General features: G+C 67.6%; 16 protein-coding genes and 1 tRNA gene. 7 read left to right on the forward strand and 10 right to left on the reverse strand.

Annotation, left to right across the window (positions count from 1 at the left end):
- Nucleotide 1: 1 nt before the first annotated feature.
- The 5 genes from ACZY0B_RS20750 to ACZY0B_RS20770 all read right to left on the reverse strand — a co-directional run bounded on the left by ACZY0B_RS20750 (nucleotide 2) and on the right by ACZY0B_RS20770 (nucleotide 4,396).
- Nucleotides 2-74: transfer RNA gene (locus ACZY0B_RS20750), tRNA-Ala, on the reverse strand.
- 50 nt (nucleotides 75-124) lie between these two features.
- Complete coding sequence (gene sepX, locus ACZY0B_RS20755; protein ID WP_463766094.1) at nucleotides 125-1,168, reverse strand: divisome protein SepX/GlpR; 1,044 nt, start codon at nucleotides 1,166-1,168, stop codon at nucleotides 125-127.
- A gap of 254 nt (nucleotides 1,169-1,422) precedes the next feature.
- On the reverse strand, nucleotides 1,423-2,076 hold the full coding sequence (locus tag ACZY0B_RS20760; protein ID WP_463766095.1) for a GNAT family N-acetyltransferase: 654 nt from the start codon (nucleotides 2,074-2,076) through the stop codon (nucleotides 1,423-1,425).
- A gap of 19 nt (nucleotides 2,077-2,095) precedes the next feature.
- Nucleotides 2,096-3,388, reverse strand: a complete 1,293-nt coding sequence (gene glp, locus ACZY0B_RS20765) for a molybdotransferase-like divisome protein Glp (protein WP_463766096.1) — start codon at nucleotides 3,386-3,388, stop codon at nucleotides 2,096-2,098.
- 93 nt (nucleotides 3,389-3,481) lie between these two features.
- Complete coding sequence (locus ACZY0B_RS20770) at nucleotides 3,482-4,396, reverse strand: UTP--glucose-1-phosphate uridylyltransferase (RefSeq protein ID WP_463766097.1); 915 nt, start codon at nucleotides 4,394-4,396, stop codon at nucleotides 3,482-3,484.
- Between the two features lie 76 nt (nucleotides 4,397-4,472).
- Between ACZY0B_RS20770 and ACZY0B_RS20775 the strand changes: the two genes are divergently transcribed.
- The 4 genes from ACZY0B_RS20775 (at nucleotide 4,473) to mscL (ending at nucleotide 6,772) form a co-directional block, all read left to right on the forward strand.
- The gene (locus ACZY0B_RS20775) at nucleotides 4,473-5,078 is read left to right on the forward strand and encodes a 5-formyltetrahydrofolate cyclo-ligase (RefSeq protein ID WP_463766098.1); all 606 of its coding nucleotides are present in this window, start codon (nucleotides 4,473-4,475) and stop codon (nucleotides 5,076-5,078) included.
- 75 nt (nucleotides 5,079-5,153) lie between these two features.
- On the forward strand, nucleotides 5,154-5,510 hold the full coding sequence (locus tag ACZY0B_RS20780) for an FmdB family zinc ribbon protein (protein WP_463766099.1): 357 nt from the start codon (nucleotides 5,154-5,156) through the stop codon (nucleotides 5,508-5,510).
- A gap of 66 nt (nucleotides 5,511-5,576) precedes the next feature.
- Complete coding sequence (locus ACZY0B_RS20785; RefSeq protein WP_463766100.1) at nucleotides 5,577-6,245, forward strand: SAF domain-containing protein; 669 nt, start codon at nucleotides 5,577-5,579, stop codon at nucleotides 6,243-6,245.
- 65 nt (nucleotides 6,246-6,310) lie between these two features.
- The gene (gene mscL / locus ACZY0B_RS20790) at nucleotides 6,311-6,772 is read left to right on the forward strand and encodes a large-conductance mechanosensitive channel protein MscL (protein WP_463766101.1); all 462 of its coding nucleotides are present in this window, start codon (nucleotides 6,311-6,313) and stop codon (nucleotides 6,770-6,772) included.
- A gap of 42 nt (nucleotides 6,773-6,814) precedes the next feature.
- On the opposite strand, the gene ACZY0B_RS20795 is transcribed toward mscL, so the two are convergent.
- The 5 genes from ACZY0B_RS20795 to rpmF all read right to left on the reverse strand — a co-directional run bounded on the left by ACZY0B_RS20795 (nucleotide 6,815) and on the right by rpmF (nucleotide 11,459).
- Nucleotides 6,815-7,363, reverse strand: a complete 549-nt coding sequence (locus tag ACZY0B_RS20795; protein ID WP_463766142.1) for a MogA/MoaB family molybdenum cofactor biosynthesis protein — start codon at nucleotides 7,361-7,363, stop codon at nucleotides 6,815-6,817.
- The gene (locus ACZY0B_RS20800) at nucleotides 7,363-8,904 is read right to left on the reverse strand and encodes a S1C family serine protease (RefSeq protein WP_463766103.1); all 1,542 of its coding nucleotides are present in this window, start codon (nucleotides 8,902-8,904) and stop codon (nucleotides 7,363-7,365) included. Before ACZY0B_RS20800 ends, ACZY0B_RS20795 begins: the two co-directional genes overlap by 1 nt.
- 75 nt (nucleotides 8,905-8,979) lie before the next feature.
- On the reverse strand, nucleotides 8,980-10,536 hold the full coding sequence (locus tag ACZY0B_RS20805) for a HAMP domain-containing sensor histidine kinase (protein ID WP_463766104.1): 1,557 nt from the start codon (nucleotides 10,534-10,536) through the stop codon (nucleotides 8,980-8,982).
- A complete protein-coding gene (locus ACZY0B_RS20810; protein ID WP_463766105.1) occupies nucleotides 10,536-11,222 on the reverse strand; it encodes a response regulator transcription factor in 687 nt (228 codons plus the stop codon). Before ACZY0B_RS20810 ends, ACZY0B_RS20805 begins: the two co-directional genes overlap by 1 nt.
- Before the next feature lie 63 nt (nucleotides 11,223-11,285).
- Nucleotides 11,286-11,459 (reverse strand): 50S ribosomal protein L32, encoded by a 174-nt coding sequence (rpmF, locus tag ACZY0B_RS20815; protein WP_066821168.1) that lies wholly within the window; start codon nucleotides 11,457-11,459, stop codon nucleotides 11,286-11,288.
- Between the two features lie 250 nt (nucleotides 11,460-11,709).
- On the opposite strand from rpmF, the gene ACZY0B_RS20820 reads away from it, so the two are divergent.
- The 3 genes from ACZY0B_RS20820 to ACZY0B_RS20830 are packed head-to-tail and all read left to right on the forward strand — an operon-like array spanning nucleotide 11,710 to nucleotide 16,159.
- A complete protein-coding gene (locus ACZY0B_RS20820) occupies nucleotides 11,710-13,422 on the forward strand; it encodes an acyclic terpene utilization AtuA family protein (protein WP_463766106.1) in 1,713 nt (570 codons plus the stop codon).
- Nucleotides 13,419-14,567 (forward strand): acyl-CoA dehydrogenase family protein, encoded by a 1,149-nt coding sequence (locus ACZY0B_RS20825; RefSeq protein ID WP_463766107.1) that lies wholly within the window; start codon nucleotides 13,419-13,421, stop codon nucleotides 14,565-14,567. The genes ACZY0B_RS20820 and ACZY0B_RS20825 overlap by 4 nt, the downstream gene beginning before the upstream one ends.
- Nucleotides 14,568-14,569: 2 nt before the next feature.
- Nucleotides 14,570-16,159 carry an acyl-CoA carboxylase subunit beta gene (locus tag ACZY0B_RS20830; protein ID WP_463766143.1) on the forward strand — a complete coding sequence of 530 codons (1,590 nt, stop codon included), beginning with the start codon at nucleotides 14,570-14,572 and terminating at the stop codon, nucleotides 16,157-16,159.
- The last annotated feature ends 3 nt before the right edge of the window (nucleotides 16,160-16,162 follow it).

Consider the following 16,162-nt stretch of genomic DNA (forward strand, 5'->3'; position numbering starts at 1 on the left):
GTGGAGCTAAGGGGAATCGAACCCCTGACCTTCTCGATGCGAACGAGACGCGCTACCAACTGCGCTATAGCCCCTGACCGCTAGCAGGCTACCAGTTCTGCGAAAGCGCCAGCACCGTCCGGCACTACTGGCCGACGGCGCGGGGCAGGTCCCGGGGCCAGCCGTAGTTCTGGTACGGCATCGCGTAGTCGAGGTGCTCGAAGATCGGGTCCTCGTCGTCGATCTCCAGGACCACCGCGCCGGGACGGCGCAGCCGCGACGGGACCACGTCGTAGTCGCGGTCGCGGGTGTTCTCCACGCCAAAGCGCGCGCGTGCCATCCGCTGCGTGCGGCGGCGACGGACCTTCTCCTCGATCCTGGTCTGCCGGCGCAGATAGCCCAGGTAGAGCAGAGTGATCGCGGTGGCGATTCCGCATACCCACCACGCGGTCTGGCTGATCTCGAACGCGGCCGTCGCCGAACCGACCAGGACGACCGCCATCACCATCAGCACCTTCCGGCGGAAGGCGTACTTGCGGGCGGTGACCGCAGCGGCGGTCTTGGTGTCGAAGCGGCGCCGGCGCCGTGCGCTCGCCGGCATCGCGCTCTCCCGTAAACCGGGGTCCTCGTCGTCTGCCTCGGGCTCCAAACCGGACGAGTCCTCGACGTATTCGTACTCGTCGTCGAGGTGATCGTCGTCGGCCACGGCCTCGGCCTCGTCGTGCTCATCCTCGTCGACCGGGGCAAGTTCGGGTTCGATGGCCTCGGCGCTGGCTCCGACCGGCAGGGCACCTGAGTCCTCGACGACGTCGACGTCCAGGTAGTCGGGCTCGGCCGGCTCGGCGACCGTCATCCGCATGACAACCGGGCGCGCCGGGCGCAGCTCCTCGGTCTCCGCATCGTGATCGTCGGCCTCGCCGAGGTCGTCGCGCTCGTGGTCAGCGTCGTCGAACTCGTCGTCGGCCGAGGCTTCCTCTGGCTTCCAGTCCGGATCGCTGCGATGACCTGCGGCGGGACCGGTGCGCTTGAGCAGCCGGGAACCGACGCCGCCGTTGAGCACCCGGGTGGCCAGCGCTACGTCACTGGTGCGTCGCACGGCGTCGCGTTTGCTTATCAGCATCGGCACCAGCACGAACAGCCAGAGCACCACGAGCGAGATCCACAACAACGACTGCGGGATGCTTGGCATGATGACCTGCTCCTTCTGGCGGGATCCCCCACGAGGCCGATCGATGACCTGCGTGGCCGGGACCTGACCAGCGCAATTACACACCTGTAATTTGCCTCAATCAAGCATCACACGCCACATATGTCACGTTAGCCACAGATTTATTTCGATTTCTCTACAGCGGCGGGTTGTGGCGCACCGAAATTGCCGCCTTGGTCGTGATCGCGGCGGCGACCACAGCCATGACGGCAATCTCGACGAAAACAGACTTCCGGTTACGCCCAGCGCGCGTATCCGGCGCGGACCAGCTTCGATGCCACCGACCCGTAGACCTCTTCGGCCGTGATGGCCATCAGGAGATGGTCGCGCCACGCCCGGTCGACCTCAAGGTAGCGGCGCAGCAGGCCTTCTTCGCGGAAGCCGACCTTGGCCAAGACGGCTCGGCTCGCGACGTTCTCCGGACGCACGGTGGCCTCCACCCGGTGCAGCATGACCGGCCCGAAGCAATGATCGAGACCCAGCGCCAACGCTCCGGTGGCCACCCCGCCGCCGGTCGCCGAGCTCGGCACCCAATAGCCGATCCACGCCGACCGCAACGCCCCGTGCGTGACGTTGCCGATGGTCAGCTGCCCGCAGAACCGGCCGTCGAGCTCGATCACATACGGCAGCATCCGGCCATTGCGGGCTTCGGCACGCAGGCCGGAACACAACGCCGGCCACGCCGCGACGGTGTGCCGGACGTTCCAGTCGCCGTCCGCGGTCGGCTCCCACGGCTCGAGATGCGTCCGATCGGCCAACCGGAAACGACTCCACTGAGCACCGTCGCGCATCCGCACCGCCCGCAACCGGATCACGCCGGCCGCGACCCGCAGCGGCCCGACGTCCGAGGGCCAACCCGGATGGCGAGCGTTGGAACGCAACAGGTTCACGGGAGCGCAGTCGTTTGGGTCAGCCGCGCTGGGCCAGGAACGCGACGTCGACGATCTCGCCGGTGCGAATCTGCTCGGCCCCGCTGGGAACCACAACGAGACAGTTCGCCTCGGCCAGCGTCGCGAGCAGATGCGATGACGCGCCCGGGGCTCCGCCCAGCGCCTGCACCAGATACTCGCCGCTGTCCTGGTCGCGCATCAGCTGGCCGCGCAGGTAGCCCTTGCGCCCGGCCACCGATGTGATCGGCGACAGCGTGCGGGCCTGCACGATCCGGCGCATCGGCTGGCGCTTGCCCAGCGACAGCCGGATCAGCGGCCGGACCATCACCTCGAAGACCACCAACGCGCTGACGGGGTTGGCCGGCAGTAGGAAAACCGGCACGCCCTCGCGCCCCAGCTGCCCGAAGCCCTGCACCGATCCGGGATGCATCGCGACCCGGACGACCTCCATCTCGCCGAGCTCGGACAACACCTGGCGCACCGCTTCGGCCGCCGCTCCCCCGACCCCGCCGGCGATCACCACGACCTCGGCGCGATTGATCTGGCCCTGGACGATTTCGCCGAGCTCTGCCGGGTTGTTGGAGACGATGCCGATCCGGTTGACCTCCGCGCCGGCATCCCGTGCCGCGGCCGCCAATGCATACGAGTTGACGTCGTAGACCTGCCCGTTGCTCGGGGTCCGCGAGATGTCGACCAGTTCGCCGCCCACCGCCATGATCGACACCCTGGGACGCGGGTGCACCAGCACACGTTCCCGGCCGACGGCCGCGAGCAGGCCTACCTGAGCCGCGCCGATGATCGTCCCGGAACGCACCGCGACATCCCCGGGTTGGACGTCGTCGCCGGCGCGCCGCACGTAGGCGCCCGAGGGCGCCCCGCGCAGAATCCGCACCTTCGACGTGCCGCCGTCGGTCCAGCGCAACGGCAAAACCGCGTCGGCCAGCGTGGGCAGCGGCGCCCCGGTGTGCACCCGGACGGCCTGCCGCGGCTGCAGCCGGCTGGGTGTGCGCGCACCCGCCTCGATGGTCCCCATCACCGGCAGGACCAGACCGCCCGGGTTGTCGATGTCGGCCATCGGCTCGCCGGTTTCATCGAGGGAAAGGTCGCCGCCCACTTCGCCGACACCGAGAACGTCGACGCTGCGCACCGCGTAGCCGTCGATCGCGGCCTGGTCGAAACCCGGCAGCGGCCGTTCGGTCACCACTTCTTCGGCGCACATCAATCCCTGCGCCTCCGCGATGGCGACACGTATCGGGCGCGGGGCTACCGCGGCCGCCGTAATCCGGGCCTGCTGCTCCTCCACCGAACGCACTAGCCGCGCCTCTCTGCCGTCAACCCTGACGGGCGCCGTATCGGGCCGAAGCCCGATCGCCCGGTTGTTAGCCGGGCCCGGCAGGTCGGCCGGCTACTGCTCGTTCAGGCCCAATCGCGCCACCAACCACCGCCGTAATTCCGGGCCGTAGTCGTCACGATCCAATGCAAAGTCAACCGCAGCCTTGAGGTAGCCGCCGGGATTTCCCAAGTCGTGTCGAGATCCGCGGTGCACGACGACATGAACCGGGTGGCCTTCTTTGATCAGCAGCGCGATCGCGTCGGTGAGCTGTACTTCGCCGCCGGCCCCGCGGTCGATGCGCCGCAACGCGTCGAAAACGGCACGGTCGAGCACGTAGCGGCCCGCCGCCGCATACATCGACGGGGCGTCGGCGGCCTTGGGCTTTTCGACCATGCCATTGACTTTCAGCACGTCGGAGTTGCCGTCGCCGGCGATGGGCTCGACATCGAAAACACCGTAGGCACTGATCTCTTCGGGCGTGACCTCGATTGCGCACAACACGGAGCCGCCGTACTGGGCGCGCACCTTGCACATCGTCTCCAGCACGCCGGTCGGCAGCACCAAGTCGTCGGGCAGCAGCACCATGACGGCGTCCTCGTCGGGCGCCAGCGTTGGCTCCACGCAACTGATCGCGTGACCCAAGCCGAGCGGCTCGGCCTGCACCACCGACTCGACCTTGATCAGCGCCGGCGCGCGACGCACCTTGGCCAGCATGGCTTTCTTGCCTCGGGCTTCCAGCGTGCCCTCGAGCACCAGGTCCTCGACGAAGTGCGCGACGACACCGTCCTTGCCCTCGGAGGTGATGATGATCAGCCGCTCGGCGCCGGCGGCGGCCGCTTCTTCGGCGACCAGCTCGATACCGGGCGTATCGACCACGGGCAGCAGCTCTTTGGGCACCGTCTTGGTCGCCGGCAGAAAACGGGTGCCCAGACCGGCCGCGGGGACGATCGCCGTGTACGGGATCCGCACTTCATCTGGCCGTGACATCGTTCACACCATAGCGCTCATAGGGTTTGCCGCCGCTGCATGGCAGGCCGAATACCCGTGCTGTCATCGTTGATGCATGACCCCGTCGAGCAAGGCCGCATTGCGCGAGCAGGTGCTGGCGGCTCGGCGTTGTGTTGCCGAGGACGTTCGTGCCGCTGAGGCGCGAATGCTCAACGAGCAGCTGGTGCTCGCGGTGAGCAGCGGCAGCACCGTCTGCGCGTATGTGCCGGTGGGCACCGAGCCGGGATCCGTCGAATTGCTGGACATGTTGCAGGGACGCTCGCGGCGGGTGCTGTTGCCGGTTGCGCGCACTACCGCCGACGGCACTCCGATGCGGCTGCGATGGGCCGAGTACCGGCCCGGCGAACTCGTGGTAAGCCGCTGGGGCCTGCTCGAGCCGCCCGAGCCGTGGCTGCCGGAGTCGGTTTTGGCCGAGGCCGAAATGGTGGTGGTCCCGGCGCTGGCCGTCGATCATCGGGGCGCGCGGCTGGGCCGGGGCGGCGGCTTCTACGACCGCTCGCTGGACGACAGGAACCCGCAAGCACGCCTGATCGCGATGGTGCGCGACATAGAGTTCGTCGACGAATTACCGGCCGATCCGCACGACGTGCCGATGACTCACGTGATCACCCCGGAGCGCGGGGTTTTGACGCTGCGGGCCCACGATCGGGCCCGGGAATGAGACCGGTTTCACGGCTGTTTTAGCACTCAAGCACTGTAGAGTGCTAACGAAGTTTATTTGACGGAGGTTTTCCCAGTGCCGACCTACAGCTACGCGTGCACCGAGTGCGGCGACCGCTTTGACGTTGTGCAGGCCTTCACTGACGACACGTTGACCACCTGCGAGAAATGCTCGGGCCGGCTGCGCAAGCTGTTCAACTCCGTCGGCGTGGTGTTCAAGGGCAGCGGCTTCTACCGCACCGACAGCCGCGAGTCGGGCAAGAAAGCGGCGGCTTCGAGCAACGGCTCGTCGACCAACGGCTCGGGATCGAGCGAAAGCTCCGGGTCGAGCGACAAGTCCGCCTCCAGCGAGAAATCCAGCTCGAGCGACAAGTCCACCTCCAGCGAGAAGTCGACGAGTTCGGCATCGTCGGCCGCGGCCTCTTCCAGCTAGCGGGTTATCCACAGCGCGTATCCCTGACGGGAACTTTCGGAAGCGCAGTGCGCTTACCGTGGCGGCGTGGGGGAACCGTCGCTGAATCCAGCGCTGTTGCGCCGGGTATCGACGTCACTGCGCCCGGACTGGACCCGGACCGTGCTGGCGCGCCGAGTGGCGGCGGGCGGGCTCGTCGTGCTCGCCGGCGTCGCGGCACTGCGCTCGAATCCCGACGGTGATCGCGTCGACGTAGTGGTGGCCACCCGCGACCTCACTCCCGGCGCGGCCCTGACGGCCGACGACGTTCGAGTCGAAAAGCGTTTAGCGACAACACTTCCCGACGGATCACAAACCGATCCGGGCGTCGTGGTCGGTTCGATGCTGGCCGGTCCGACGCGTCGGGGCGAGGTGCTTACCGATGTCCGATTGCTGGGCAGCCGCCTGGCCGAGTCGACCGCCGGGCCCGGCGCCCGCATCGTGCCGCTGCACCTGGCCGACGGCGCACTGATCGATCTCGTTCGCGCCGGCGACGTCGTCGACGTGCTGGCCGCACCGCCCACGGATTCGCAGCCGGGCACCCAGCCGGTCAGCAAGGTGGTGGCAACCGACGCCGTCGTCGTGCTCGTATCGCCCAAGCAGAAAGTCCAGGCCGCAGACGGCGACCGCGTAGTGTTGGTTGCGCTGCCGGCTCGCGTGGCGAACACCGTGGCAGGCTCGGTCCTGGGGCAGGCCGTGACCCTCACCCTGCACTGAGGACCTGGCTGCCGCTCGCCACACAACCCGCAGCAAACTATGTCCAGCCCAGAAAGGACGTCGGAATGCTCAAGGGGTTCAAAGAGTTTCTCGCGCGGGGCAATATCGTCGACCTTGCCGTCGCGGTGGTCATCGGTACGGCGTTCACCGCGTTGGTCACCAAGTTCACCGACAGCATCATCACGCCGTTGATCAATCGGATCGGCGTCAACCAGAAGTCCGACGTCGGCGCCCTGAAGATCAGCATCGGCGGCGGACAGACCATCGACCTGAACGTCCTGCTGTCGGCCGCGATCAACTTCGTCCTGGTCGCCTCGGTGGTGTACTTCCTGGTCGTGCTGCCCTACAACACATTGCGCAAGCGCGGCGAGGTCGAGCAGGCCGACGACGCCCAGATCGTCTTGCTGACGGAGATCCGCGACTTGCTCGGGCAGACCAATGGAGAGGTCCCGGCGGGCAAGCACGGCGGGGTCAGCACAACACCGCCGCCCGAGCACGGGCCGCGCGCGGACGCCGAATCGCAGTGAAATTCCGCGGCTGAAGCGGAGCGGAAACCGCGCCGAGCGACTTTAGATCTCGAGGCTGGATAACTGCCCGATGATCTGAGCAGCGAGCGGATTCAGCGTCGCCATACCGTCGCGCACCGCGTAACGCGAACCCGCGAGGTTGACCACCAACGTGCTTCCGGACACGCCGGCCAGACCACGGGACAAGCCGGCGTCGATGATGCCCGCGGACAATCCGGACGCGCGCACGGCCTCGGCAATGCCGAGTATTTCCCGGTCCAGAATCTCGACGGTCGCCTCCGGGGTGACATCCCGCGGGGTCACTCCGGTCCCACCGACGGAGACGACCAGATCCACCCCGCCGATCACCGCGGTGTTCAGCGCGTTGCGGATCTCGACCTCGTCGGCCGAGACCGCGACAACTCCGTCGACGACGAATCCCGCCTCGGTCAGCAGCTCAGTGACCAGCGGCCCACTGTGATCTTCTTCGTCCCCGTGGGCGGTGCGATCGTCGACGACCACAACCAGAGCCCGGCCGACTACCAATTCCGCACCCGTTTCCATGGGTGCAACCGTATATGCGAGCTCGGAGATCGGCTCATCGACTCTCATCACTGATCCGCCTTGCCCAGGGTGACCTGCACGGTCCGGCTGCCACCGCCGGGATCGGAGAAGGTCAGCGATACCTTGTCGCCCGGCGCCTTGGACCGCACCGCGGCAACCAGGGCGTCGGCACTGTTGATCGGACGGTCGTCGACCTTGGTGACGACCACGTTCTTGGGCACTCCCGCGTTCGCGGCCGCACCGCCCTGCACGACGTCGACGACCTTGGCGCCCGGTGTGCTCTTGTCGCTGGTCACCTGTACGCCCAGCGACGCATGTGAGGCCTTGCCGGTGCTGATCAACTCGTCCGCGATCCGCTTGGCCTGGTCGACCGGAATCGCGAAGCCCAGCCCGATCGAACCGCTCTGGGCGTCGGGTGAATCGGAACCCAGGGTGGCAATCGCGGAATTGACGCCGACCAGCTGGCCGTTCAGGTTGACCAGCGCACCACCGGAGTTGCCCGGGTTGATGGCCGCATCGGTCTGAATCGCGTCCAGAACCGTGTTCTGGTTACCGGACTCACCGGTCGTCGAGACCGGTCGGTTCAAGGCGCTGATGATCCCGGTGGTCACGGTGCCGGACAAGCCCAGCGGGGAGCCGATCGCCATAACCGGCTGGCCGACCCGCACATCCGACGAGGAGCCCATCGCGATGGGGGTCAGTCCGGACACACCCGACACGCGGATGACCGCGATGTCACTCGTGGGATCGGCACCCACCACCGTGAACGGTGCGGTGCGGCCGTCGGAGAACGTCACGGTCGTTTTCGGTGTCGGACCACCCGGCCCGCCGGGCGTCGGCGCACCGGGCGTCGGCGCGCCGGGCGTCGGTCCACTTGGTCCACCCGGTCCACCCGGTCCACCCGGTCCTTTCGGAGGGGCGGCGGCGGCCGCGATGACGTGGTTGTTGGTCAGAATCAGCCCGTCGGACGACAAGATGACGCCGGAGCCCTCTTCTGACGCGCGACCGATATCGGTCTCCAGCATGACGACGCTGGGCACCACCTTTGCGGCAACCTGCTCGACGGTGCCGGGCGCCATGTTGGCCGCCGGAACGCCAGGCGTGGCCCCCGAGGGTCCGCTGCCACCGCTGGCGATTGTGGAGTGCGTACCGAGTTCCACGACCGTTGCCGCGGCGCCACCGATTCCGGCCGACACCACCGCGATCGCCAGCGCGCCTACCGTCAACAGACCGGCGCGGGAACGCTTCTCCGGCCCGCGCGGGGGGAGCATCGGCGGCAGCATGCCGGGCATCGGACCCGTCCCGGTCCCTCCGGGAATCGGACCCGCGCCCGTACCACCGGGGATCCGCCCCGGCCCGGTACCGCCGGGAATCGCACCCGACCCGGTGTCGCCGAACGGCTCGTAGGGCCGGCGGTATTGCGTCGTCTGCGACGGTTGCGACTGCTGCCCCTGTTGGTACCGCCAGTCGTACGGCTGGTTGTACGGTTGCTGCTGCCCTTGGGCATACGCGGGCGCTACCGGCTGGCTAGGCGCGCTACGGTATCCCGGTTGCTGCGGCGGTGGCGAATACCTCGGGTCATTCGTCATGTCGCTAAGTCGCTCTTCCTCTAATTCGGGGTGCTATCGAGCTCGACTTGGCTCGATTTCCAACACTAACTGCAACTATCTTGCGCGCGCGGACTGAGAGTCCACTGAGATAACGTTCGTCGTATCCCGAGAGTTCGCTGCATCGCCATCCGTGGGTACGGCGGGGTCGGTCTTGGCGCTGTTCGCGTCACCCTCTGTGTCGGTCCCGGCCGTCGAATACGTCGAAACCGGCAATGGCCGGCCGGGTAGCAGCACGTAAATCGATGTTCCCGGGGGATGGCTTCCCGAAACGGTGTCTTCGACGCGCAGCAATCCGCCGTGGTTGAGCACCACCTGCTTGACGATGGCCAGCCCCAGTCCCGAACCCGGCAGGGCCCGCGCCGTCGTCGACCGGTAGAAGCGTTCGAACACCAGGCGCCGCTCGTGCGGTGGGATCCCCGGGCCGTGGTCGGAGACCACCAGCTCGGCGTGCGACGGGTCGAGCTGGCGCATCCGGACACCGACGCGGGCGCCCGGTGGGCTCCACTTGGCGGCGTTGTCCATCAGGTTCAGCGCCGCGCGCGAGAGCCCGGCCGCGTCGCCGTAGACCTGCCACGGCATCACGTCGACGTCGAAGTGGATGTCGTTGCGCCGCCGCCTGACTCGTTCCAGACTCCGGTCGATGACCTCGGACATGTCGACCGGCTCGTGCACCACCTGCCCGGCGTCGTCTCGGGTGAGGTCCACCAAATCGCCTACCAGAGTGGACAATTCCTCGATCTGCGCCAGCACATCGGAACGCAGGTCGACCATCTCCTGTTCGGGCAGCCGCGGGGCGCCCGGTTCCATGGACGCCATCAGCAGTTCGACGTTGGTCCGCAGCGACGTCAGCGGAGTGCGTAATTCGTGCCCGGCATCGGTGACCAGCCGGGCCTGCCGTTCCCGGGACTCGGCCAGCGCCCGCAGCATCAAGTTGAATGCCTCAGTGAGCCTTGCCAATTCGTCACTGCCGAAGACCGGGATGGGCCGCAGGTCGTCGGTGCGGGCCACCCGCTCGGCCGCTTCGGTCAGGCGAGCGACCGGCCGCAGCCCAGCCCGGGTGACCATCCCGCCGGCCACGGCGGCAACGGCCACCCCGATGCCGCCGACGATCAGCAGCACCCAGCGCAGTTTGGTCATCACCGCTTCGGTGGGCTTGAGGCTCTTCGAGATCAGCAGCGAACTGCCGTTGGGCAGGTGGATGGCCAGGATTCGCTGGTCGTAAGCGGTGCGACGAGACATGAACAAGTCGCCGCGGATGACCGCCTTCTCCGGCGAATCGACCGGCAGGGTCTGCCCGGGCTGTTGCGCGGTGTAGATCGAGTGGCCGGGATTCACCAGCATCGCGTTGACGTCCGAATACGCGGTGCCCTCGATGGCCTTTGCCGGGTCGGCGGCCAGCGAACCACTGGCGATCAGCAGCTGTGCCCGGCTGTCCAGCTGGTTGTCGATGTCGCTATAGAGCGCCGCCGCGACGACCGCGTAGACGGCGAATGCCATCAGCACGACAACCATGGCCACCATCGACATCGCCAGCAACATCACCCGCCACCGCAGCGACAACGAACTGGAAGCTCGCAGCGGTGCGTGCCGACGTCGTTGGGACCGAATCATCAGGGCGGCGTCTCCCGAAGGACATAGCCCACACCCCGCACGGTGTGGATCAGTCGCGGCTCACCGTCGGCTTCGGTTTTGCGGCGCAGGTACCCGACGTAGACCTCCAGCGCATTGCCCGAGGTGGGAAAGTCGAATCCCCACACCTCTTCGAGGATGCGGCTGCGGGTGAGCACGCGGCGCGGATTGGCGATCAGCATCTCCAGCAGCGCGAACTCCGTGCGGGTCAGGCTGATCCGGCGATGTCCACGGGTCACTTCACGGGTCACCGGGTCCAGGGCCAGGTCGGAGAACGTCATCGCCACCGACTCGGCGTCGTCATCGGGTTTGGTGCGGCGTAGCAGCGCCCGCACCCGGGCCAGCAGCTCCTCGAGGGCGAAGGGCTTGGGCAGGTAGTCGTCCGCACCGGCGTCCAGGCCGGCGACCCGCTCGGACACCGAATCGCGGGCGGTAAGCACCAGGATGGGCAGGTCGTCGCCGGTGCTGCGCAGGTGACGGCAGACCTCGAGACCGTCCAGCCGCGGCATCATCACATCCAAGACGAGCGCGTCGGGCCGGTCGCTGGAGATGATCTCCAGCGCCTCCACCCCGTCATGAGCCAACTCGACGGAGTAGCCGTTGAAGGAAAGCGACCTGCGCAGCGATTCGCGGACCGCGCGATCGTCATCGACGACAAGAATGCGCACGGCCACCAGTTTCGTCCTAGGGCCTGAGAGCGACCTGAGAGGCGCGCCGGTTATTTGCCGAGATTAGCGTCGGTCGAGATCGATCAGGCCCAGGCGAGCCGCCTTGAGCAGTCGACGCGGCACCTTGTGCTTCTGGCCGGCCACCGTCACGCCGACGAGCTCGGTCTTTTCGGCCTTCCACTGCGAGCGGCGGCTACGGGTATTCGAGCGCGACATCCTGCGCTTGGGTACGGCCATGGTTCGGGCCTTCTCCTCGGTGTGGGGTTTCGGGTCGTGTGCGTCGCGCGGCATGACCTGTGCGGCCGGCGGCGACGATTGCCCTCAAGAATAGTCGGTGACCTGCTGGTCGCCAAAACGGGCCGTCCGGCCTGCGCGGCTATGACACCAGCGCCGAGGCGGGCATCCTTGACGTGACACCGGCGGTACCCGCTAACCTACCGGGTGGTTGGTTGGTCGAGCACCGGTAATTCGTGAATGGAGGACGCCAATGGCCTCTGCTTCTGGCAGGACCGGTGCTGTCCGGATCGCGAACTGCTCGGGGTTTTACGGCGACCGGCTGTCGGCGATGCGCGAGATGCTGACCGGCGGCGACGTGGACTACGTCACCGGCGACTATCTGGCCGAGCTCACCATGCTCATCCTGGGCCGCGACCGGATGAAACACCCCGAGCGCGGCTACGCCAAGACCTTCCTGACCCAGCTCGAGGACTGCCTGGGCGAGGCCCGCGACCGCGGGGTGCGCATCGTGGCCAACGCCGGCGGCCTGAACCCCGCCGGGCTGGCCGAGGCTATCCGCGCCCTGGCCGAGCGCCTGGGCATCGCCGCCCGCATCGCCCACGTCGAGGGCGACGACCTAGCGCCGCGCGCGGCGGAACTCGGGCTGGGCACACCGCTGACGGCCAACGCCTACCTGGGCGCGTGGGGCATCGTGGACTGCCTGGGCGACGGAGCCGACGTCGTCGTCACCGGCCGGGTCACCGACGCGTCGGTGATCGTCGGGGCGGCGGCCGCGCATTTCGGTTGGGGCCGCACCGACTACAACGAGCTCGCCGGCGCGGTGGTCGCCGGCCACGTCATCGAATGCGGCGTGCAGGCCACCGGCGGCAACTACGCGTTCTTCACCGAGGTGCCCGACCTGTCCTACGCCGGTTTCCCGCTGGCCGAGGTCAACGCCGACGGGTCGTCGGTGATCACCAAGCACGCCGGCACCGGCGGTCTGGTCAGCGTCGACACCGTCACCGCGCAGCTGCTCTACGAGATCACCGGCGCCCGCTACGCCAACCCGGACGTCACGGCCCGGATGGACACCGTCGAGCTGTCCGCGGACGGCCCGGACCGGGTGCGCATCAGCGGTGTGGCCGGTGAGCCGCCGCCACCCACACTCAAGGTGTCGCTCAACAGCATTGGCGGATTCCGCAACGCGATGACCTTCGTGTTGACCGGTCTGGACATCGAGGCCAAGGCCGAGCTGGTACGCCGGCAACTCGAGGCCGGGCTCACCGTCAAGCCCGCCGAGCTTCAGTGGACGCTGGCCCGCACCGATCACCCCGATGCCGACAGCGAGCAAGCCGCCAGCGCGCTGCTGAGCTGCGTGGTCCGCGACCCGGACCCCGCCAATGTCGGGCGCCAATTCTCCTCGGCAGCAGTGGAATTGGCGCTCGCGAGTTATCCGGGCTTCCACGTGACCGCCCCGCCAGCCGATGGCCAGGTCTACGGGGTCTTCACCGCGGGCTTCGTCGAAGCCACCGCGGTGCCGCACGTTGCGGTGCACGCCGACGGCACCCGCATCGATATCCCCTGCGCCACTGACACTTTGGAGTTATCCCCCGCCGCTGTCCCGCCGCTGCCCGAACCACTGCCGGCTGGGCCGGTGCGGCGGGTACCGTTGGGCCGCATCGCCGGCGCCCGCAGCGGCGACAAGGGCGGCTCGGCCAACGTCGGGGTGTGGGTGCGTACCGAGGACCAATGGCGTTGGCTGGCCAACACATTGACCGTCGACCTGCTCAAGGAGTTGCTGCCCGAAGCGGCGGACTTCGACGTCACCCGTTACGTGCTGCCCAACCTGCGCGCGGTGAACTTCGTGATCGAGGGCATCCTCGGTCAGGGCGTCGCCTACCAAGCGCGGTTCGACCCCCAGGCCAAGGGGCTGGGCGAATGGTTGCGCAGCCGCCACGTCGACATCCCGGAAGGGCTTTTGTGAATCTTTGGAACACGCCTGAGCGCGAACAGCTGCGAAAGACGGTGCGCTCGTTCACCGAACGCGAGATCCTGCCCCACGTCGACGAGTGGGAGCGCACCGGCGACCTGCCGCGCGACCTACACCGTCGCGCCGGGGCAGCCGGGCTGTTGGGCGCCGGGCTGCCCGAAGCGGTCGGCGGTGGTGGCGGCGACGGCGCCGACGCGGTGCTCATCTGCGAGGAGTTCCACCAGGCCGGTGCCCCCGGCGGCGTCTTCGCATCGCTGTTCACCTGTGGCATCGCGGTGCCGCACATGATCGCCTCGGGCGATCAGCGGCTGATCGAGGAGTTCGTACGCCCGACGTTGACCGGCGACAAGATCGGATCGCTGGCCATCACCGAACCCGGCGGCGGTTCGGATGTCGGGCATTTGCGCACCAACGCGGTGCGCGACGGCGACCACTATGTGGTCAACGGCGCCAAGACCTACATCACCTCCGGGGTGCGCGCCGATTACGTCGTGACCGCGGTGCGCACCGGCGGCCCCGGCGCAGCTGGGGTTTCGCTGCTGGTGGTCGAGAAGGGCACACCCGGCTTCGAGGTCAGCCGCAAGCTGGACAAGATGGGCTGGCGGTCGTCGGACACCGCCGAGCTGTCCTACACCGACGTCCGTGTGCCGGTGGCCAACCTGGTGGGCGCCGAGAACAGCGGATTCGCCCAGATCGCGCAGGCTTTCGTGTCCGAACGCATCGGCCTTGCCGCACAAGCGTATTCGAGTGCACAGCGTTGCCTGGACATCACCGTGCAATGGTGTCGCGACCGCGAGACGTTCGGGCGCCCGCTGATTTCGCGACAGTCGGTGCAGAACACCTTGGCCGAGATGGCCCGCCGCATCGACGTTGCCCGCGTTTATTCACGCCATGTGGTGGAGCGCCAGCTCGCCGGCGAGTCGAATCTGATCCCTGAGGTCTGCTTCGCCAAGAACACGGCCGTCGAGGCCGGCGAATGGGTGGCCAACCAGGCCGTTCAGCTCTTCGGCGGCATGGGCTACATGGCCGAATCCGAAGTCGAACGCCAATACCGGGACATGCGGATCCTCGGCATTGGCGGCGGAACCACCGAAATCCTCACCGCACTGTCCGCCAAACTCTTGGGATTCCAATCATGACCGTGCTGCAGTCCACTCTCGACCCGAAAGCCGACACCTACTCCGCCGCGGCCGAAACCATGGTCGCCAAGCTCGCCGAGATCGACATCGAGCACGACAAGGCACTCGCGGGCGGCGGAGCGAAATACGTGGAGCGCCACCACTCGCGCGGCAAGCTCACCGCGCGGGAGCGCATCGAACTGCTGGTGGACCCCGATTCGCCGTTCCTGGAGTTGAGCCCGTTGGCCGCCTACGGCAGCTCCTTCACCCTGGGGGCGAGCGTGGTGGTCGGCATCGGCGCGGTCGAGGGCGTCGAGTGCCTGATCGTCGCCAACGACCCGACCGTCAAGGGCGGCACCAGCAACCCCTGGACGCTGAAAAAGATCCTGCGGGCCAACCAGATCGCTTTACAGAACCGGCTGCCCGTCGTGTCGCTGGTGGAGTCCGGCGGCGCCGACCTGCCCACCCAGAAAGAGATCTTCGTCCCCGGCGGGCAGATGTTCCGCGACCTGACCCGGCTGTCGGCCGCGGGCATTCCGACCATCGCGCTCGTCTTCGGCAACTCCACTGCCGGCGGCGCCTACATCCCCGGCATGTCCGACCACGTGGTGATGATCAAGGAACGATCGAAGGTGTTCCTGGCCGGTCCCCCACTGGTGAAGATGGCCACCGGCGAGGAATCCGACGACGAATCGCTCGGCGGCGCCGAAATGCACGCTCGCACCTCGGGTCTGGCCGACTACTTCGCCGTCGACGAGCTGGACGCGATCCGCATCGGGCGCCGGGTCGTCGCCCGGCTGAACTGGCGCAAGCTCGGGCCGGAGCCGCGGCCGGTGACCGAGCCGCTGTTCGACGCCGAGGAGCTGATCGGCATCGTGTCGTCGGATCTGCGCATCCCGTTCGATCCGCGGGATGTCATCGCGCGCATCGTCGACGGCTCCGAATTCGACGAGTTCAAGCCGATGTACGGCTCGTCGCTGGTGACCGGCTGGGCGACGCTGTGCGGCTATCCGATCGGCATCCTGGCCAACCATCGCGGTGTGCTGTTCAGCGAGGAATCGCAGAAGGCCACCCAATTCATCCAGCTGGCCAACCGCTACGACACGCCACTGTTGTTCTTGCACAACACCACCGGATACATGGTCGGCAAGGACTATGAAGAGGGCGGCATGATCAAGCACGGGTCGATGATGATCAACGCCGTCTCCAATTCGACGGTCCCGCACATCTCGCTGCTGATCGGCGCGTCCTACGGCGCGGGCCACTACGGCATGTGCGGGCGGGCGTATGACCCGCGCTTCCTGTTCGCCTGGCCCAGCGCCAAATCCGCCGTCATGGGCGGTGTCCAGCTGGCCGGCGTGCTGTCGATCGTGAGCCGCGCTGCTGCCGAAGCACGCGGGCAGCAGGTCGACGAAGACGCCGACGCCGCGATGCGGGCCGCTGTCGAGGGACAGATCGAAGCCGAGTCGCTGCCCATGGTCTTATCCGGCATGCTCTACGACGACGGGGTGATCGACCCCCGCGATACCCGCACGGTATTGGGAATGTGTCTGTCCGCCATCGCGAATGGCCCGATCAAGGGGACGTCGAACTTCGGCGTCTTCCGGATGTGAGCC

It is taken from the genome of Mycobacterium sp. IDUB_19 (assembly GCF_055419445.1).